Here is an 18620-nt window from a genome sequence, read left to right on the forward strand (position 1 = left end):
CTCCTGATGACAAACGACCAGACCATTTGGGTCTGGTCGCATGTTTTCCGCAAAGGGGCGAAATCACAAGATTTTTCGTACGAAAAATCTTGGCGCCGGCGTCAGGTTTTGGCTTCGCCGATCAAACGCAAGATGTCTTTTGCCGCGTCAGGGATATTCGTTCCCGGACCAAAGATCGCCTTCACACCGTGATCGTAAAGGAACTGGTAATCCTGTTGCGGAATGACCCCACCGCAGATGACTATGATGTCTTCAGCCCCTGCCTTTTTCAGTTCCTCAACCAACTGAGGCGCCAATGTCTTATGCCCCGCAGCCTGCGAAGAGATCCCGATCACATGCACATCATTGTCCACCGCGTCCTGTGCGGCTTCTGCAGGCGTCTGGAACAGAGGGCCGACATCCACATCAAACCCGATATCGGCAAAGGCAGTGGCAATCACCTTAGCCCCTCGATCGTGGCCGTCCTGCCCCATCTTGACCACCAGCAGACGCGGGCGACGCCCCTCGGCCTTGGCGAATTCTTCTATGGAATTCTGAATCGCGGCAAAACCTTCGTCACCCTCGTAGGCCGCACCGTAAACACCGGCCAGGGTCTTCACTTCGGCACGGTGACGACCGAACTCTTTCTCCATTGCCATGCTGATCTCTCCTACGGATGCGCGGGCTCGGGCGGCCTCGACGGCGGCGGCCAGCAGGTTGCCTCCCTCGCGGGCGGTTGTTGTCAGGGCGTCCAGCGCCTGTTGGCAATCCGCCTCGTCGCGCGTTGCACGGATACGCTCCAGCCGCGCGACCTGAGCTTCACGCACGGCCACGTTATCGACGTCCAGAATATCGATCGGGTCTTCTTGCTCTTTGCGATACTTGTTGACACCAACGATGACCTCTTCACCCCGGTCGATCATGGCCTGACGGCGCGCAGCGCTTTCCTCGATCCGCAGCTTGGGCATGCCACTAGCAACGGCCTTGGTCATACCGCCCATTTCCTCGACCTCTTCCATTAGAGCCCAGGCTTTTTCGACCAGCTCGTTGGTCAGGCTTTCGACGTAGTAAGAGCCCGCCAGCGGATCGACCACATCGGTCACGCCGGTTTCCTCTTGCAACACCAGCTGCGTGTTTCGCGCGATACGTGCCGAGAAATCGGTTGGCAGCGCGATCGCCTCGTCCAGTGCGTTGGTATGCAGTGACTGTGTGCCGCCCAGAACCGCGCTCATGGCCTCATAGGCGGTGCGGACCACGTTGTTATAGGGGTCCTGTTCCTGCAGCGACACGCCCGAGGTCTGGCAATGAGTTCGTAGCATTTTCGACCGTTCGGATTTCGCCCCGAACTCGGTCATTACCCGATGCCAAAGGGTGCGCGCGGCGCGCAGTTTCGCGATCTCCATGAAGAAATTCATGCCGATGGCAAAGAAGAACGACAGACGACCCGCGAACTGATCCACGTCCATGCCTGATTCCGTCGCGGCGCGCACATATTCGCGCCCGTCGGCCAGCGTATAAGCCAGTTCCTGCACCAGGTTCGCCCCGGCCTCTTGCATGTGATAGCCCGAGATCGAGATCGAGTTGAACTTGGGCATCTCATTCGAAGTGTAATCGATGATGTCCGAGATGATCTTCATCGAAGGCTCGGGCGGGTAGATATAGGTGTTACGCACCATAAACTCTTTCAGAATGTCGTTCTGAATGGTGCCCGAGAGCACGGCCTTGTCATGCCCCTGCTCTTCACCTGCAACGATGAAGCTGGCCAGAACCGGGATCACTGCCCCGTTCATCGTCATTGAGACTGAAACCTTGTCCAGCGGGATACCGTCGAACAGGATTTTCATATCCTCAACGCTGTCGATGGCCACACCGGCTTTGCCGACATCGCCCACCACACGGGGATGGTCACTGTCATAACCCCGGTGAGTCGCCAGATCGAAGGCGACCGAGACACCTTGCTGGCCGGCCGCCAGATTGCGGCGGTAAAATGCATTCGATTCTTCAGCCGTCGAGAAGCCTGCATATTGACGGATCGTCCAAGGGCGCCCTGCATACATCGTCGCCTTTACGCCGCGCGTAAACGGACCGAAGCCCGGAAGCGAGCCCATATGCGGCAGATCAGCCGTGTCTTCCTGAGTGTAAAGCGGTTTGACTTCGATGCCTTCCAGCGTCTCTTTGGTCAGATCGCCCAAAGGTCGGCCGCGCAGCTCTTTTTCAGCCAGCACCTGCCAGTCGTTGGTGTCGGTCATGTCGATTTCCTCTGTTCAATTCTGGTTTCGGCGGGGGCGACCCCGCGTGCATTGCTATCTGTCCGGCAGATCAGTTCAGCCCTCCCATCGGCGCCCGAGGCAAGCCATTCCAGATCATCGGCATAATCAGCCCAAAGCTGCATCGCCTGTTCAGCGGTCAGACCATGGGGCGTGGGTTTGGGCGCAGCATTCAACGCAAGGCCATCGCTGAATTCGGGCGCGGTGCGACCCGTCAGCGCCTGAAGCTGCGCCTGTTGATGACCCGCAAATTCCTCAAACGGCAAAACGAGTAATGGGACGCCCGGGAAGGCGTGGCTAATATCGGTGATGACGTCTCGCCAGCTCCGCTTGCTTTGCGCGATGCGGGTCCACTTTGTGGGCTCTATTGGGGCGCTGCCACGTTTGAACTTATAGGCGGCCACGGAAGACCAATACATATCCAACGCGCGGATATTCAAAGCAATTTTGGTGACTCTTCCATCAAATGCCCTTGCCAAAAGCTGCCCACGTTCCTGCATACCTGGATAGAGCGAGGCAAAGGCAATATTGCGCTCCATTGAGCCCACGAAATTCTCTTGGCTGACCAACAGTTGCGTCGCGCCGTCTTGCTGACATACGTCCAACTCGCGGCGTAATCCATCACAGACCTCAGGCGTCAATTTGTTCAAGCTGTTGAGGCCATTGGAGCGTGTTCGCTCCGGCCCCCAATACGCCAGACCTTGATCTGCAAGGACCTGCACGTTCCGGCTTAGATAGTTCTGGAAACTGGTGCTTGCACACCGATGCGCGCCACAATGCAGGATCACTTCCATCGGCCTACTCTCCCAACGCGAAGGCCGCGGGAACGGCGCGTTTTGTAGGCAAATTGATAAATACGCATGGGTGGGTGCGGCGTCCACGAAGCAAATTTTTGGTGATCACACGCATTTCGTCAGTCGCATTCGCCCCAGCAGAGGCTATATTCATCACAACAGGAGGCCTCATGACACGCACGCTTGCCTTTGTTTTCTCGGCACTATTCCCGTTGGCCGCCTTGGCCGCCGACGCGACTGCCCCTGCGGATGACAGCTTTGTTCGTCCAGTAGCTGACAGCGATCTAAGCGATTTTCTCTGGACGCATCGCCCGATCGTCGTTTTTGCCGATACCCCGGCAGACCCAAGATTCCAGCAACAGATTGACATGTTGCTCGAAGGCGAGGACGCAATGCGGGATCGCGACGTGATTGTCTTGACCGATACTGATCCGGCGGCGCGATCATCGATCCGATCAAAACTGCGACCGCGTGGTTTCCAGATGGTGTTTGTTGACAAGGATGGTGTCGTCAAACTGCGCAAACCCAGCCCATGGAGCGTGCGTGAGATTGGCCGATCCATTGACAAGACGCCTTTGCGCGAACGCGAAATCCGCGAACGACGTGAGGGCGGCTGAGCACCTGCGACATGCCTCAATATCCCGGCGGAAGCCGCTGGGAACCTTGAGAGATATGTCGCAGGTGTCCGCATCATCACTCGAACTCGATGATCACATCATCAACGGCCAGACTGTCGCCGGGGCCCGCGTTGATCTTGGAGACAACGCCTTTTTTCTCAGCGCGCAGGATGTTCTCCATCTTCATCGCCTCAACGGTACAAAGTGCCTGACCTTCCTGCACCTCCTGACCTACTTCCACATCAATCTTCACGATCAAGCCCGGCATTGGGCAGAGCAGCATTTTCGATGTATCAGGCGGCAGCTTCTCGGGCATCAGGCGGGCCAGTTCGGCCTGACGCGGGGTGCGCACATGTACCTTGAGGTCAGCCCCTCGGTTTCGGATACGGAACCCGCCCGATATCTTTCCAACCTTCAAGACCAACGGGCTGCCATCCACGTCCAACACCGCAAGTTGGTCACCCGGCGTCCAGTCAGAGGACACACGCAGAGCTGACCCGTCTTTGAATTTGACAGTCGCGCCCTGTTTGTCAGCCTTAACCTTGACGCTGAAATCCTGCCCTTGCAGAGCGACATTCCAACGTTTGCCGACCTTCCGTTCATGGTTGTCCATCCGGCCCGATACGCGGGTGCGACGGATTTCGGCAACCCGGTGCATGGCAGCGCACGAGGCTGCGATACGGCGCAAATCCTCTTCGGGAAGGTCGACGCCTTCGAACCCGTCCGGATACTCCTCGGCGATGAAAGCGGTCGTCATGTCACCACTTACAAATTTCGGGTGATCCATGACCGCTGACAGGAATGGCAAGTTGTGACCGATGCCTTCGACTTCGAAACTGTCCAGCGCCACGCGCATGGCTTCAATCGCCTGTTCGCGGGTCGGTGCCCAAGTACACAGCTTGGCGATCATCGGGTCGTAATACATGCTGATCTCGCCGCCCTCATAGACGCCGGTATCGTTACGCACAGCGCTATCCCCTTTAGGCGCATCACCTTGCCATTTGTCATTCACAAGCAGCGGGCCGGCTGCGACCTCCTGCGGCGGGCGATAACGGGTAAGGCGGCCAATCGAGGGCAAGAAGCCACGATACGGGTCCTCTGCATAAAGACGGTTTTCAATCGCCCAGCCTGTCAGGGTGACGTCATCCTGCGTGATCGACAGTTTTTCACCAGCGGCCACACGGATCATCTGTTCGACAAGATCGACACCAGTGATCAGTTCGGTCACCGGGTGTTCCACCTGCAGGCGGGTGTTCATTTCGAGGAAGTAGAAGTTCTTTTCGCCATCCACGATGAATTCCACCGTACCGGCGCTGGCATAGTTCACAGCCTTGGCCAACGCGACCGCCTGTTCGCCCATCGCCTTGCGGGTTTCAGGGTCAAGGAACGGCGATGGCGCCTCTTCCACAACTTTCTGGTTCCGGCGCTGGATCGAGCATTCGCGTTCCCCGAGATAGATGCCATTGCCGTGACTGTCACAGAGCACCTGAATCTCGATATGGCGCGGCTGAGTCACAAATTTCTCGATGAAAATCCGGTCGTCGCCGAAGGAGTTCGCGGCCTCGTTCTTGGATGACTGGAAACCTTCCCGCGCCTCTTCGTCATTCCACGCAATCCGCATGCCCTTGCCACCGCCGCCAGCGCTGGCCTTGATCATCACCGGATAGCCAATGTCGTTCGAAATCTTCACCGCCTCATCGGCGTCTTCGATCAGGCCCATGTAACCGGGCACCGTCGAAACCCCGGCCTCCTGCGCGATCTTCTTCGAGGTGATCTTGTCCCCCATGCTTTCGATCGCACCGACCGGGGGGCCGACAAAGGCGACGCCTTCGGCATCCAGCGCCTCGGCGAATTTGGAGTTCTCGGACAGAAAGCCATAACCGGGGTGGACCGCCTGCGCGCCGCTTTTACGGATGGCATCCATCACCTTGTCGATGACGATGTATGACTGGTTGGCGGGCGGCGGGCCGATATGCACGGCCTCATCCGCCATTGAAACATGCAGGGCGTTCTTGTCAGCATCTGAATAGATGGCAACCGTGCCAATGCCCATCTTGCGGGCGGTCTTGATGACCCGGCAGGCAATCTCGCCCCGGTTTGCGATCAGGATCTTGTTGAACATGGAACGTCCTTTGGCTTGATGTTCTGGAAACGCAAAACGCCGCCGCGGGGCGTTGACCCCACGACGGCGTGATGCGCAATGACGGACGGGACTTTTCCAGCCCCGTTAAATTCAGCTTTAGTTACAGTTGTTCTGGGTCTTGCAGTAAAGCACGTTGCCCGCAGCCCCGACTGCCGCCCCAAGCAGCGGATCTGCACTGAGGACCGCTGCCCCCAGAGCCCCCGCACCGCCGCCAAGGATCGCCTGTTCGCCGGTCGAGCCACCGCAGGCCGCCAAACCCGCGCAGGTTGCCAACGCAAGGGAAATTCGTTTGATTCGCATGGTTTCTGCCCTTCTAGATTTTTTGCAGTCTTTGAGAGCAGATGCCGATTTCGCGCCTTGTTATGCAATAACACGGACCACAATCTTGCGAATTGCGCAGGTTTTTGCCGCTTTTTGTCCAAACCTGACAAAAAGAAAACCGCGGACAGAACTCTGTGGGGAACACAAGCCTGCCCGCGGAAGGAAGGGGTACGGAATAGTAGGTGCTTGTGCGACGCAGGCAAAGTAGAGCCGCACGGCTCAATCACTGTGCACAGCACAATTCTGGCCGCCAACCAGTTATTGTTTCCATCTGAGATTCCGGCTGAAACCTGCCCATCCAGCGCGGCACCACGCAGATTTGCGCCGACGTCGTAATCGCCCGGACAGCGACGACTACGTCTGAAATCCGTCACGTTCCTGTTACAAATCGAAGACTTGTAGCGAGGCAGTGCGCGAGGCACCTCACGCAACATCACTACAAACTCACGCAAAAATCCTTCCGGTGACAGTAACTTAGATTCCGGTTTCACCGCAGCGTGAAACGTCACATGTCTACCGACACTTTTGCTTGAAAAATTGAGAGCATCTTCTCTCAACTTGGTGATTTCCCAAGAATTCAGTTGCGTGGAACGGTGCCCCTGCACACTCGCACACAAGGAACTATCCATATGATAACAAAGGGTAAAACCGCCAGCCTGCTTGCTGCCAGCGCGCTTTCCGTGACCGGTATGCAAGCCTTGGCGCAAGATGCACAAACTCAGGCTGAATTGGCTGCACTGCGCGCCCGGGTCGAAGCGCTGGAATCCTCCAATCCCGGGTCTGGCACTGGGGATCTGCAGATCGGCAACACCACTCTGGACGTCTACGGTTATGTCAAAGCCGACTTCTTCTATGACTTCGAATACGATCAGGGCGACACCGCATTCGTAAACGTGATTGGTGAACCCTCGGCCGAGACGGATGGAACGTTTGGCGCCACAGTCCGTCAGTCTCGTATCGGGCTGCGCACCAGCACGCCTTCGGGAATCGGTGACATTCAGGGCCAGATCGAAGTCGATGCCTTCGGCTCGGACGGAACCGCCGAATTCCGAATTCGTCATGCCAATATCCGAATTGGGGAACAATGGCTGATCGGACAATACTGGACCAATTTCCAACCTCTGGACACCTACCCGACCTCGGTGGAATTTAACGGGCCGGTCGGGATCGCTTTCGCGCGCGTACCGCAGGTGCGCTACACCAACAATATCGGATCGAATACCACCTTCGCCGTTTCCGTTGAAGAAAACGTCGGCGGCTCGGATTCGGATGATCCTGTGCTGACTGGTTCGGTCGAATACAACGATGGCAAATACATCGCTCGTGCCTCGGCGCTCTACGGCAAGGCGCAATCCGGCGACGTCGAGGTCGATCAGACCGGTTTCTCTTTGTCGGGCTCGATCCGACCGTGGGAAGGTGGGTTGTTCCAGGTCAACTATGTCAACGGCGAGGCACTTGGCCCCTACCTGATCGGCTTGGGCGACGCAGTCGTCGGGGGTCAGGCCAACGATGTTGATGGCTACACCATCGAATTCCGTCAGGACCTGAGTTCCAAATGGAACGTCGGCATCGCCTATGGCAAGGAAGACTACGACCTGCCTACCTCGACCGGTACTTTGTCGTTCACCGAGCTTGAGACGATCCACGTCAATGCCTTTTACAAGGCGACAGACAACCTGACGCTCAGCGCCGAATACATCTATGGAGAGCGGAACGACACAATTTCCGGCGACACATTCGACGGCAATCGTGTCCAGTTGGCCGCGCAACTCAACTTCTGATGAAAACAGCCTACCCTGCCCATCAGCGGGCAGGGTTCCAGTGTCACTGATCATCTGAGTGTTATGTGCGGCAGCCCCGGTCACAATCAGCGCACTCCGTCGAACACGTCAGGGAAAGATTGGCGCGCGGCGTCCAGATTGATCACCAGCAGAGCATCGTAGCTTGCAGGATCAAACGGGTCTTCGGCGGCGACAACCTCACGCCCGAACAGCCAACTTAGACGGCCCGCGTCCAGATTGCCTCGCTCAAAGGGCTGATCACCAAAATGCGCCCATAACGCCTCGATAAACGCGACATCTGCGCGCTTGTCGGCGGGTTTGCGATCGCGAAAGCGTTCTCGCTGGGTCAGCGGCGTAACGCCCTTGGGATTGGCCCGCCGAATGGTGAACTGGAAGTCTGTTCCGGGCAAACGTCCGGGGAAACCGCGATGTTTCAGCATTGCGAAACCTCAACGGACAAGTTCCAGATATGGCAGGCCATCGGACATGCCTGCGGGATTGAAGTGATCATGCGAACCTCCAGAGCTGCATCACTGTATCGGGACACTCTGAGACCGTGACATTGTTGGTTCATGGTCAGAGCCCCTCCCAGATACACCGGGATTGATCCAGCCGGTAGGCTTCGAAGAACTGCGTTGCGTCAGGTTCGGAGGTGCCGAACGCTACCGGTCTGTCCGAAAACGAAATCACAATCCGGGCAGGCTGCAATTCGTGCTGGGCCACGTAAGGCACCGCCAGTGTTTCACACAAATGCTCCATGTCGACTACGGCGACATCATATGTGATACGACCTGCAGTCGATCCGATCTTGGGTGCAATGAACCGAAACCGCACCCAAAGCTCACCCGGATTGGTGTCCAGAAGCACATCGCTAAGCTCGACCGGTTGACCCGACGGCACGGGCAGCAGGTTTGAGGCCAGCGCCGAACCTACTCCGACCAGCAACGTAAAAACCCCGGCGCATCCCCGGATCCGCCAGCGGCGGCTTCCTTCCTCCGGGGGAGCGTGCAGAGTGGTTGCAACCTGCACGGTCTTATGTCCGGTCAATTGGGGCATTTACGGCTCGGGCCTCCTCGGCGGGCATTTACAGCGGGATATTGTCGTGCTTTTTCCAAGGGTTCTTCAGTTGCTTGCCGCGCAGGCTCGCAAATGCACGTGATACACGGCGGCGGGTCGATTGTGGCATGATCACCTCGTCGATAAAGCCGCGCTCGGCCGCGACGAAGGGATTTGCGAACCGGTCCTCGTAGTCCTGAGTGTGTTTCGCAATCTTGTCGGCGTCGCCCAGATCGGCGCGGTGGATGATTTCGGTCGCGCCCTTTGCGCCCATCACCGCGATCTCAGCCGTGGGCCACGCATAGTTGAAGTCGCCGCGCAGGTGTTTGGAGGCCATAACATCATACGCGCCACCGTAGGCCTTACGCGTGATTACGGTGACCTTTGGCACGGTCGCTTCGCCATAAGCAAATAGCAGTTTCGCGCCGTGCTTGATCACGCCGCCATACTCCTGCGAAGTGCCCGGCAGAAAGCCCGGAACATCAACAAGCGTCAGGATCGGGATTTCAAAGCAATCACAGAACCGCACGAACCGGGCCGCTTTTCGGGAACTATCGATGTCCAAACATCCTGCCAATACCATGGGTTGGTTGGCCACGACGCCCACGGTCTGCCCTTCAAGCCGGATAAAACCGGTGATGATGTTCTTAGCGTAGTCTTCCTGAATCTCGTAAAAATCACCCTCATCCGCCACTTTGGTGATCAGTTCCTTCATGTCGTACGGCGTGTTCGGATTGTCCGGGATCAGCGTATCCAGCGATGTCTCGACCCTGTCAGGGCTGTCAAAAAACGGACGAACTGGCGGTTTCTCGCGATTGTTGAGCGGAAGGAAGTCGACAAGACGGCGCACCTCGGCCAGGGCCTCCACATCGTTTTCAAACGCACCATCAGCGACCGAAGACTTTTTGGTGTGGGTTGAAGCCCCGCCCAATTCCTCTGCCGTCACGACCTCATTGGTGACGGTCTTCACAACGTCTGGGCCGGTTACGAACATGTACGAGGTGTCTTTGACCATGAATATGAAGTCGGTCATCGCAGGACTGTAAACCGCACCACCTGCACACGGCCCCATTATCACGCTAATCTGTGGCACGACGCCTGAGGCCATGATATTACGCTGGAACACCTCAGCATATCCGGCCAATGAAGCGACGCCCTCCTGAATCCGCGCGCCGCCCGAGTCGTTGATCCCGATCACCGGCGCTCCGTTTTGAACTGCCATGTCCATGATCTTGCAAATCTTCTGCGCATGGGTTTCTGACAGCGAGCCGCCGAATACGGTGAAGTCCTGGCTGAAGACGTAGACCATTCGACCATTGATCGTACCCCAGCCTGTGACCACCCCATCACCAGCAGGCTTTTGTTTCTCCATCCCGAAATCAGTGCAGCGATGGCTGACAAACATGTCAAACTCTTCAAAGCTGCCTTCGTCTACCAGCAACTCGATCCGTTCGCGTGCCGTCAGCTTTCCGCGGGCGTGTTGCGAGTCGATGCGTTTTTGCCCGCCACCCAATCGCGCGTTGTTGCGACGGCCTTCGAGCTCGGAAAGGATGTCTTTCATGTCGGTAGTCTCCCAAGAGAATTTGCGCGACCATAACGAGTTGGGATCGGCGGCCAAAGAAGTTTTCGGCAAATTTGCAAATATTTGGCAACACTATTTGAGATAACTGCAAATTTGTTAATTAACACAACAAGCCAAACTGCCGATGGCATTTCGCGCGATCAGGGTCTAAAGGTAAACCATGCAGTTCAGTTCACCCTCTGTCAGCCGCACGCCCCCCACGCTTGCAACACTCGTTTTGTTGTCAGGATTGTCGGCGCTGAGCATGAATCTGTATCTGCCCAGCCTTCCCTTTATGGCGACGTATTTTCAGACTGATTACAAGGTGATGCAGCTTTCGATCGCGCTTTATCTTCTGGTCAACGCGGCACTGCAAATCTTAATAGGACCCATCGCCGATAAGGCCGGACGTCGGCCTGTACTGCTGTGGGGACTCGCCCTTTTTCTGCTGGCAACGCTGGGGTGTATATACGCCCCAAATGTCGAAACCTTTCTGGCCTTCAGAATGTTTCAGGCCGTCATTGTCGTTGGTATTGTCTTAAGTCGTGCGGCTGTGCGGGACATGTACGAACAGGACCAGGCTGCCTCAATGCTCGGATATGTCACCATGGGCATGGCGGTCGTCCCGATGATCGGCCCTGCTGTCGGCGGGCTTCTCGAAGAAACTTTTGGCTGGAAAGCCAATTTCTGGCTACCCTTTGCCCTTGCGGCGCTAGCGTTGGTGCTGACCTACCAAGATTTTGGCGAAACCGCAGCCGCAAGCGGCAAAACACTGATGCAGCAATTTCGCGAATACCCTGAACTGCTGAAATCGCCCCGCTTCTGGGGCTATTCCCTGTCCTCAGCTTTCTCTTCAGGCGCGTTCTTTGCCTATCTCGGGGGCGCACCATTTATCGGGACCGAAGTGTTCGGCATGACAGCCGCCGAGGTCGGCATCTACTTTGGTGCGCCTGCGATTGGCTATTTCTTCGGTAACTTCATCAGCGGTCGATTCTCGGTTCGCTTCGGCGTCAACCGAATGGTGCGCTGGGGATGCTGGCTGAATGCAATTGGCGTGGCCCTATCAGCTTTGTTGTTCCTAGTGGATTTGGGAACGGCTCTCAGCTTCTTCGGCCTGATGACCTTCGTCGGGTTGGGCAACGGCATGGCGATCCCAAATGCAACCGCCGGATCGCTTTCGGTCCGCCCGCATCTTGCGGCTACAGCCTCTGGTTTGAGCGGTGCGATCATGTTGGGCGGCGGCGCGGCACTCAGCGCATTGGCAGGCGCATTGCTGACGCATGAGACAGGCGCGATGCCTCTGCTTTGGCTGATGCTGGCAACCGCCGCACTGGCAATCTGCGCGATCAGCGTTGTTATCTGGCGCGAACGGCAATTGGGTCTGTAGACGGCTTGCGCGACAGGGTTTGCAAAGTTAGCCTGCAGATTCAGTAAAGCTGCAAAGAACCGCCATGGCCACTCAGAAACTATACGCTGGCGCCAAGCTGCGCGAAATGCGCACACGCCTGACCCTCACGCAGAAGGATTTCGCCGCAAAACTGGGCGTTTCACTGCCCTATTTGAACCAGATGGAGAATAACAACCGGCCGATCTCGACAACCGTTGTCCTGGCACTGGCGCAAGAGTTTGGTATGGATGTGACCGAACTCAGCACAGGGGATAGCGAACGATTGGTTTCGGACATGCGCGAAGCACTGGCCGATCCGGTGTTCGCCGAAACGGCGCCCCCTCTGGCTGATCTCAGGCTCACCGCTTCAAATGCGCCCGCGCTTGCACGCGCGTTCATCGAGTTACACCGCGCCTATCGCCAGACCCATGAACGCCTCGCCTCGCTCGACGAGGCATTGGGCCGCGAGGATGCCCGTATTCAGGCCAGCCCTTGGGAAGAGGTGCGCGATTTCTTTCACTACTGCGACAATTATATTGACGCCGTTGACCGCGCCGCCGAACGCTTCGCCAGCCGTGCCGATGAAACCAGCGATATTCGGCAAGTCGCCCTGAACAGCCTGTCAGAACGCGGCATTCACGTCACTTTCGCCGACACAGAAACCTTACGCAGCTACAATGCTGGTGACAAAACCCTGCGCCTTTCCTCGCGCGCCGCACCACAAACGCAGGTCTTCCAACTATTGCTGCAGGTGGCGTTGATCAGTCAGGATAAGCTGCTTGAAGCAACGCTAGATTTCGCCCGTTTCCAAAGCGATGAGGCCCGCGCCATCGCCAAAATTGGCCTCGCCAACTATTTTGCCGGGGCTTCGCTGATGCCTTACGGCGCTTTCCTATCCGCAGCGCAGGACTATCGGCACGATTTGGAGCTGCTCAGCAACCGGTTCGGGGCGTCGATTGAACAGGTGGCGCACCGCCTGTCCACGCTACAGCGCCCCGGTGCAAAAGGAATTCCCTTCTTCTTCGTCCGCGTGGATCAGGCGGGCACAATCACTAAACGACATTCAGCCACGCGGCTTCAATTCGCCCGCTTCGGCGGCGCCTGCCCACTCTGGAATGTCCACCGGGCATTCGAGACCCCGGGTCATTTCCTGCAACAGCTAGCCGAGACACCGGATGGCGTCCGCTATATCTCATTGGCTCGTGATGTTTCAAAATCCGGGGGCTCGTTCGGTGCTCCTGTCCGCCGCTACGCCATCGCCTTGGGATGTGAGGTTCGTCATGCCGAAGCATTGGTCTACGCCGATAATCTCGACATAAACAACGCGAGCGCTTACGAGCCCATCGGCATATCATGTCGCATATGCGAGCGCCAAACCTGCCACCAAAGATCAGTCCCACCGTTAGAGCGCCGCCTGACCATCGACGCCCATAGCCGCGGCACCCTGCCTTATGAGGTCACCTGATCTTCATCTGGCCATATATATCCTGCGAGTCCGGGGGCAGAGCCCCCGCCTAATCCTTAGCTTTTTGACAAGATCGCCCAGATCTCGTCCTTGAGCGCCGCGCGTTTCTTGCGCAAATCAACCTCGGCCAATTCCTCCATCGGCTCAACATTGGTTTCAGCCCGATGCACGGTGCGGTTGACCTCATGATACTCATCCGCAAGTCGGGCAAAATGCGCATCCGTTTGCTTGAGCTGGCTCATCACTTCGAGCTTGTCGGGGAACTCTTCAGCCAGTTCATGCGGGGTATGAGACATCCAGTTGGCTCCTTGTTTCAGCGTTACATCCCAAGGCTAAACATGACTGTCGCACTCCGCTTTGACGCCGATCAAATTCCGAGCGCAATCATCCAGCTTTCAGGATAAATGCACACCGTGGGTTTTGGATGTGTCAGCGCTGTGCCGTTGCCCATCTCGGACTTATCCAGGGCTGGTCGTTCGCTTTGGGCAGAGGGTCTTTCTGCAGCAAATGGTCCGACATCTTTTCACCCACCATGATCGACGGCGCGTTCAGATTGCCATTGGTGATTTGCGGGAAAATCGAGCTATCGGCGACGCGCAATCCATCCACCCCAATCACACGCCCCTGCGGGTCGACAACGGCATCCTTGTCATCCGCACGTCCCATGCGGCAAGTCCCGCAAGGGTGATAGGCGCTTTCGGCATGCTCGGCGATAAAGGCATCTAGCTCATCGTCCGACTGAACCTCCGCCCCCGGTTGGATCTCTTTACCGGCAAAGGGTTTGAACGCCTGCTGTCCAAAGATCTCTCGGGTCAAGCGAATGCAGGTTCTGAAGTCTTCCCAATCCGCGTCATGGCTCATGTAGTTGAAGCGGATCACCGGCGCGTCTTCGGCTTTGGCGGATCGCAGAGTCACAGCGCCGCGCGAGGGCGACCGCATTGGCCCCACATGCGCCTGGAATCCGTGCCCTTCGGCTGCCGCCTGCCCATCATAGCGAACCGCCATCGGCAGAAAATGATATTGTATGTCAGGATATTCCACACCCGGTTTCGAACGCACAAAGGCGGCGCTTTCAAACTGGTTCGATGCGCCAAGGCCTGTTTTGGTAAACAGCCATTGCGCTCCGATCATTCCTTTGCTGATCAGGTTCCAATGCTTGTAAAGCGTGATCGGCTGGATCGAGGCCTGCTGAATATAAAGCTCTAGGTGGTCCTGCAGATTGGCGCCGACGCCAGGGCGGTCGGCGACCACTTTGATACCGTGCTCAGCCAGGTGCGCCGCGGGTCCAACCCCCGAAAGCATCAGCAACTTAGGCGAATTGATAGACGAAGCCGCCAATACAACCTCGCGCCGCGCTGTGATCACTTCCCGTTTGCCACCCCGTATCAATTCGACCCCGGATGCGCGCCCGGATTCAATAATCACGCGCGCCGCAAGACCCCGGATGATTTCGCAGTTTTGCCGCTTGAGCGCTGGCCTAAGGTACGCATTCGCCGCCGACCAGCGCCGTCCTTTCCAGACGGTCTGCTCCATCGGCCCAAAACCTTCTTGTTTCTCACCGTTGTAGTCGCCAGTGACCTCATATCCAGCCTGCTGACCTGCATCGACGAACGCCTTAAACAGCGGATTTTCACGAGGCCCTCGCGACACGTGCAGAGGTCCATCCGTGCCTCTCCAGGTGTGATCACCGCCATGGCCACCATCATGCCAGGTTTCCATGCGTTTGTAGTACGGCAGCACATCTGCGTAAGACCATCCATCTGCGCCCATCTCGGCCCAGGTGTCAAAATCTCGCGCGTGACCGCGCACATAGACCATGCCATTGATCGAAGAAGACCCTCCGATCACCTTGCCTCTGGGGCAAGCAAGTTGACGATTGTTCAGATGCGGTTCGGGCTCGGATTTGTAGCCCCAGTCATATCGCGACATATTCATCGGATAGCTTAGGGCGGCAGGCATTTGGATGAAGGGTCCAGCGTCAGTGCCGCCATGCTCGATCACCAGAACCGAGGCTCCGGCCTCACTCAGACGGTAAGCCATCGCGCAACCAGCAGAACCGGCGCCAACAATGACAAAATCTGCTTCCATATTCGTGTCTCCGTTCACCTTCGGGGCAAGATTTTTCGACGAAAAATCTCCGCACTTCCGACGGGTGCAATTTCAAAAATGTAAAGGATTACTCGCCACGCGGATAACGCTGGCTATCCTCGACATCGTTCAGGTCCATATGATTGCGCATGTACCGTTCAGACGCTTTCTGAAGAGGCTGGTAATCCCAAGGATAATAGCCACCCTGCCGTAATGCCTCGTAAACCACCCAGCGCCGGGCTTGGCTGGCCCTCACATCGGCATCAAAGCGATCCAAATCCCATCGCGACTCGGATTTAGTACGCAGTGTTTGCAAGGTGCCTGCATGTTCGGGCAGGCCAGCGAGATTTTCCATCTCATGCGGATCAGCCTCGAGATCGAACAGTTGATCGGGGTCCAATGTACAGCGATTGTATTTCCACTTGCCATAACGCAAAGAGACTAAAGGAGCGTATGAGGCCTCGGCGGCATATTCCATTGCAACCGGCGCGGTTCGGTCTGTGCCCTTTGCCAACGGAACAAGGTCCTCACCATCCGTCCAAGGTGAGATTTCAGCCATATCGACGCCCGCCAACGTACCAAGCGTCGGTGTCACGTCGATCGTCGAAACTGGTGTATCGATGCGACCAACTGGAAGATCGGGGGCCGAAATCATGAGCGGCACGCGGGAAGAGCCTTCGAAGAAAGTCATCTTGAACCACAACCCGCGCTCACCCAGCATGTCGCCGTGGTCGGACACGAACAGTATGATCGCCTCTTGACGCGTCGTTTCCAGAACCTCCAGTATCTCACCGATCTTGTCATCCAGATATGAGATATTGGCGAAATAGGCGCGACGGGATTTGCGAATATCCTCGGTCGTTATGTCGAAGCTGCGCCAGTCATTGGCATCGAAAATACGTTTGGAATGCGGGTCCTGATTGTCATATCCCAGATCCGCGATCTGTGGCTCAAGATGCTCACAGTCTTCATACAGATCCCAGTACTTGCGTCGCGCCACGTAAGGATCGTGTGGGTGCGTGAAGCTGACGGTCACACACCAGGGGCGATCATCCTTGCCGCGTGCAAGGTCATATAGCTTGGCCTTGGCGTTATAAGCGACCTCGTCATCATATTCCATCTGGTTGGAAATCTCGGCAATGCCTGCCCCAGTGACCGAGCCCATATTGTGATACCACCAGTCGATGCGCTCACCGGGTTTACGATAATCCGGCGTCCAACCGAAATCTGCCGGGTAGATATCAGTGGTCAGACGATCTTCGAACCCGTGCAACTGGTCTGGGCCGACAAAGTGCATCTTGCCGGACAAGCAGGTGTAATATCCCGCACGACGAAGGTGGTGGGCATAGGTCGGGATATCGCTGCTGAACTCGGCGGCGTTGTCATAGACGCCAGTGCGCGATGGCAGTTGACCCGACATAAAGCTCGCACGTCCCGGAGCACAGAGCGGCGAAGCAGTGTAGGCATTTGCGAAACGCGTTGATCTTGCCGCCAGCTTCTTCAGGTTCGGCGCATGCAACCATTCTGCAGGACCGTCGGGGAAGAGGGTCCCGTTGAGCTGATCCACCATCAGGATCAGAATATTCGGCTTTGTCATTTTTCGGCCTCTAGGAAAACTCTCAGTACCCGCAGCGCATGGGTGACTGCCCGCTGCGGCTCTTGTGGGGAATTCAGTGCAGAGTGGATGTACAACCCATCGATCAGCGCGATCATACCTTCGGCAGCCTCGCTCGGGTCACTCATATGTGGGCGCAACGCATGGATCAGGTTCGAGCGGATGCGTGCCTGATAGATTTGCCAGAGCCTCAGCGCATCATCGTTGGTTTGCGCCAAAACATAAAAAGTCATCCAAGCTGCGATAACATCCGGTGTGAAACATGATGGCGCGAAACAGGCACGAATGATGGCCTGTGCGCGCTCTTCCGGATCTGCCGTGCTGAGTTGTGCGCGCGCTTCAGATCCAAAATCCGTCAGGATACGCCGCATCGCGGCTAGGAATATCTGTTCTTTGCCCCCAAAGTAATGATGCGCCAATGCACTGGACATCCCTGCGCGTTTGGCGATCTGGCTAACGGTGACATCAAGGGATTTTTGCGCGCCAAGCTCGGCGATCGTCGCCTTGACGATCGCGTCCCGCCGGATCGGCTCCATTCCGAGTTTTGGCATCTTCGCCTCTTCGCCATACCTGAGTGCAAGGAAGGCTAAGCGGTTTTTATTGACTCGTCAATCAATAACGGTTCTTGGTTTCGCCGGTGGGGTCTCAGAACCTTGCGGCGGTGTGCCGCCACGGCTCAGCACGGCTTCACGCCAGGTGATGAAGCTGACGGCAGCCAGGATCAGAGTGCCTCCTGCGATTACCCAGATGTCGATGCGTTCATGGAAGGCCAAAGCGCCGAGCAAAGTGGCCCAGATCAGCTGCAGGAACGTCACTGGCTGGGTCACGGCGACCGGGGCAGCCTGCAATGCAAGCGTCATGAAATAGTGCCCCGCAGTCGCAAAGCTGGCGACGATGAAAAGTATACCAAGATCGCGCAGGCTGGGCGGCTCCCAAACCGCGACGGCGAAAGGGATAAGCGCGATGGTGACCCATATCGAAAGATGGGCAACAACGGCTGAGGGACGGATATCACGGACCATGACTTTGGCCAGCAGATAGGAACCACCAAGCGCTAGTGCAGCCCCCAGCATCGCTATGTGACCGGGCAAAATCTCGCGAAAGCCCGGGCGCAGGATGATCACTACTCCAATCACAGCAACACCAATCGCGGCGATACGACGAAAAGCTAGCTTTTCACCCAAGAACAGTGCCGCACCCACCGTGACGTAGATAGGTGTCATGTAATTCATCGCGGTCACCTCGGCGAGGGGGATGCGCGTCATCGCAAAAAACCACAGCATGACGGCGATGGCGTGGACCATTCCGCGTAGTCCAAACAGCGTTAGATTGCGCGGGGTCAATGGAGTTCCGAGGATCGCCCGGATTGCGGGCAAAAGAAACACCAGACCCAGGACATAGCGCAAGAATGCCGCTTGAATGGGGTTCATGCTGGTTCCCAGCACCTTCACCAGCGCATTCATGCCCACAAAGGACAGCCCGGCCGCAAGCATCCAAAACATGCCAACAAGCGGGCGGTGCTGATCATTAGGTGAGGTCATACAAA

16 protein-coding genes are annotated in these 18620 nt (G+C 56.9%); 4 read left to right on the forward strand and 12 right to left on the reverse strand.

Annotation, left to right across the window (positions count from 1 at the left end; genetic code table 11):
• Positions 1-101: 101 nt before the first annotated feature.
• Complete coding sequence (gene scpA / locus ACR0DK_RS01080) at positions 102-2228, reverse strand: methylmalonyl-CoA mutase (protein ID WP_480734585.1); 2127 nt, start codon at positions 2226-2228, stop codon at positions 102-104.
• Positions 2225-3040, reverse strand: coding sequence for a hypothetical protein (locus ACR0DK_RS01085; protein WP_170594698.1), 816 nt, complete (start codon positions 3038-3040; stop codon positions 2225-2227). The genes scpA and ACR0DK_RS01085 overlap by 4 nt, the downstream gene beginning before the upstream one ends.
• Positions 3041-3210: 170 nt before the next feature.
• On the opposite strand from ACR0DK_RS01085, the gene ACR0DK_RS01090 reads away from it, so the two are divergent.
• Positions 3211-3657 (forward strand): DUF4174 domain-containing protein, encoded by a 447-nt coding sequence (locus tag ACR0DK_RS01090; protein ID WP_170392143.1) that lies wholly within the window; start codon positions 3211-3213, stop codon positions 3655-3657.
• A gap of 76 nt (positions 3658-3733) precedes the next feature.
• On the opposite strand, the gene ACR0DK_RS01095 is transcribed toward ACR0DK_RS01090, so the two are convergent.
• Positions 3734-5779: an acetyl-CoA carboxylase biotin carboxylase subunit gene (locus ACR0DK_RS01095; protein ID WP_170512365.1), complete on the reverse strand. Its 2046-nt coding sequence runs from the start codon at positions 5777-5779 to the stop codon at positions 3734-3736.
• Between the two features lie 117 nt (positions 5780-5896).
• Positions 5897-6100: a hypothetical protein gene (locus ACR0DK_RS01100; RefSeq protein WP_170392147.1), complete on the reverse strand. Its 204-nt coding sequence runs from the start codon at positions 6098-6100 to the stop codon at positions 5897-5899.
• Positions 6101-6750: 650 nt separating this feature from the next.
• Between ACR0DK_RS01100 and ACR0DK_RS01105 the strand changes: the two genes are divergently transcribed.
• Entirely contained in the window at positions 6751-7902 is a 1152-nt protein-coding gene (locus ACR0DK_RS01105; protein ID WP_170401530.1) for a DcaP family trimeric outer membrane transporter, read from the forward strand.
• Between the two features lie 86 nt (positions 7903-7988).
• Here ACR0DK_RS01105 and ACR0DK_RS01110 read toward each other — a convergent pair whose 3' ends face one another.
• The 3 genes from ACR0DK_RS01110 to ACR0DK_RS01120 all read right to left on the reverse strand — a co-directional run bounded on the left by ACR0DK_RS01110 (position 7989) and on the right by ACR0DK_RS01120 (position 10519).
• Positions 7989-8342 carry a hypothetical protein gene (locus tag ACR0DK_RS01110; RefSeq protein ID WP_170392151.1) on the reverse strand — a complete coding sequence of 118 codons (354 nt, stop codon included), beginning with the start codon at positions 8340-8342 and terminating at the stop codon, positions 7989-7991.
• Positions 8343-8478: 136 nt separating this feature from the next.
• Positions 8479-8958: a DUF6497 family protein gene (locus tag ACR0DK_RS01115; protein ID WP_480734586.1), complete on the reverse strand. Its 480-nt coding sequence runs from the start codon at positions 8956-8958 to the stop codon at positions 8479-8481.
• A gap of 28 nt (positions 8959-8986) precedes the next feature.
• Positions 8987-10519, reverse strand: a complete 1533-nt coding sequence (locus ACR0DK_RS01120; protein ID WP_170563888.1) for an acyl-CoA carboxylase subunit beta — start codon at positions 10517-10519, stop codon at positions 8987-8989.
• A gap of 181 nt (positions 10520-10700) precedes the next feature.
• Between ACR0DK_RS01120 and ACR0DK_RS01125 the strand changes: the two genes are divergently transcribed.
• Together ACR0DK_RS01125 and ACR0DK_RS01130 are read left to right on the forward strand one after the other, a co-directional pair.
• Positions 10701-11906: a multidrug effflux MFS transporter gene (locus ACR0DK_RS01125; RefSeq protein ID WP_170420747.1), complete on the forward strand. Its 1206-nt coding sequence runs from the start codon at positions 10701-10703 to the stop codon at positions 11904-11906.
• Between the two features lie 64 nt (positions 11907-11970).
• A complete protein-coding gene (locus ACR0DK_RS01130; protein WP_170392156.1) occupies positions 11971-13371 on the forward strand; it encodes a helix-turn-helix transcriptional regulator in 1401 nt (466 codons plus the stop codon).
• 56 nt (positions 13372-13427) lie between these two features.
• On the opposite strand, the gene ACR0DK_RS01135 is transcribed toward ACR0DK_RS01130, so the two are convergent.
• From ACR0DK_RS01135 to ACR0DK_RS01155, 5 genes are all read right to left on the reverse strand, one after another.
• Positions 13428-13667 (reverse strand): HP1242/YdcH family protein, encoded by a 240-nt coding sequence (locus ACR0DK_RS01135; RefSeq protein ID WP_170392158.1) that lies wholly within the window; start codon positions 13665-13667, stop codon positions 13428-13430.
• A gap of 133 nt (positions 13668-13800) precedes the next feature.
• Positions 13801-15459, reverse strand: coding sequence for a choline dehydrogenase (gene betA, locus ACR0DK_RS01140; RefSeq protein ID WP_170563896.1), 1659 nt, complete (start codon positions 15457-15459; stop codon positions 13801-13803).
• An 88-nt stretch (positions 15460-15547) separates the two neighbouring features.
• Positions 15548-17056 carry a choline-sulfatase gene (gene betC, locus ACR0DK_RS01145; RefSeq protein WP_480734587.1) on the reverse strand — a complete coding sequence of 503 codons (1509 nt, stop codon included), beginning with the start codon at positions 17054-17056 and terminating at the stop codon, positions 15548-15550.
• Positions 17053-17625 (reverse strand): choline-binding transcriptional repressor BetI, encoded by a 573-nt coding sequence (gene betI, locus ACR0DK_RS01150; protein ID WP_170392164.1) that lies wholly within the window; start codon positions 17623-17625, stop codon positions 17053-17055. Before betI ends, betC begins: the two co-directional genes overlap by 4 nt.
• A gap of 57 nt (positions 17626-17682) precedes the next feature.
• Positions 17683-18615, reverse strand: coding sequence for a DMT family transporter (locus tag ACR0DK_RS01155; protein ID WP_170392166.1), 933 nt, complete (start codon positions 18613-18615; stop codon positions 17683-17685).
• Positions 18616-18620: the final 5 nt, after the last annotated feature.

It is taken from the genome of Ruegeria sp. CE6 (assembly GCF_056537485.1).

What these genes read in the sequence shown, in the direction of transcription:
- ACR0DK_RS01085 (WP_170594698.1), bottom strand. Translation starts at nt 3,040, where the DNA reads ATGGAAGTGATCCTGCATTGTGGCGCGCATCGGTGTGCAAGCACCAGT.
- ACR0DK_RS01105 (WP_170401530.1), top strand. Translation starts at nt 6,751, where the DNA reads ATGATAACAAAGGGTAAAACCGCCAGCCTGCTTGCTGCCAGCGCGCTT.
- ACR0DK_RS01095 (WP_170512365.1), bottom strand. Translation starts at nt 5,779, where the DNA reads ATGTTCAACAAGATCCTGATCGCAAACCGGGGCGAGATTGCCTGCCGG.
- ACR0DK_RS01090 (WP_170392143.1), top strand. Translation starts at nt 3,211, where the DNA reads ATGACACGCACGCTTGCCTTTGTTTTCTCGGCACTATTCCCGTTGGCC.
- ACR0DK_RS01125 (WP_170420747.1), top strand. Translation starts at nt 10,701, where the DNA reads ATGCAGTTCAGTTCACCCTCTGTCAGCCGCACGCCCCCCACGCTTGCA.
- ACR0DK_RS01155 (WP_170392166.1), bottom strand. Translation starts at nt 18,615, where the DNA reads ATGACCTCACCTAATGATCAGCACCGCCCGCTTGTTGGCATGTTTTGG.
- ACR0DK_RS01110 (WP_170392151.1), bottom strand. Translation starts at nt 8,342, where the DNA reads ATGCTGAAACATCGCGGTTTCCCCGGACGTTTGCCCGGAACAGACTTC.
- ACR0DK_RS01135 (WP_170392158.1), bottom strand. Translation starts at nt 13,667, where the DNA reads ATGTCTCATACCCCGCATGAACTGGCTGAAGAGTTCCCCGACAAGCTC.
- betC (WP_480734587.1), bottom strand. Translation starts at nt 17,056, where the DNA reads ATGACAAAGCCGAATATTCTGATCCTGATGGTGGATCAGCTCAACGGG.
- betA (WP_170563896.1), bottom strand. Translation starts at nt 15,459, where the DNA reads ATGGAAGCAGATTTTGTCATTGTTGGCGCCGGTTCTGCTGGTTGCGCG.
- betI (WP_170392164.1), bottom strand. Translation starts at nt 17,625, where the DNA reads ATGCCAAAACTCGGAATGGAGCCGATCCGGCGGGACGCGATCGTCAAG.
- ACR0DK_RS01100 (WP_170392147.1), bottom strand. Translation starts at nt 6,100, where the DNA reads ATGCGAATCAAACGAATTTCCCTTGCGTTGGCAACCTGCGCGGGTTTG.
- ACR0DK_RS01115 (WP_480734586.1), bottom strand. Translation starts at nt 8,958, where the DNA reads ATGCCCCAATTGACCGGACATAAGACCGTGCAGGTTGCAACCACTCTG.
- ACR0DK_RS01120 (WP_170563888.1), bottom strand. Translation starts at nt 10,519, where the DNA reads ATGAAAGACATCCTTTCCGAGCTCGAAGGCCGTCGCAACAACGCGCGA.
- scpA (WP_480734585.1), bottom strand. Translation starts at nt 2,228, where the DNA reads ATGACCGACACCAACGACTGGCAGGTGCTGGCTGAAAAAGAGCTGCGC.
- ACR0DK_RS01130 (WP_170392156.1), top strand. Translation starts at nt 11,971, where the DNA reads ATGGCCACTCAGAAACTATACGCTGGCGCCAAGCTGCGCGAAATGCGC.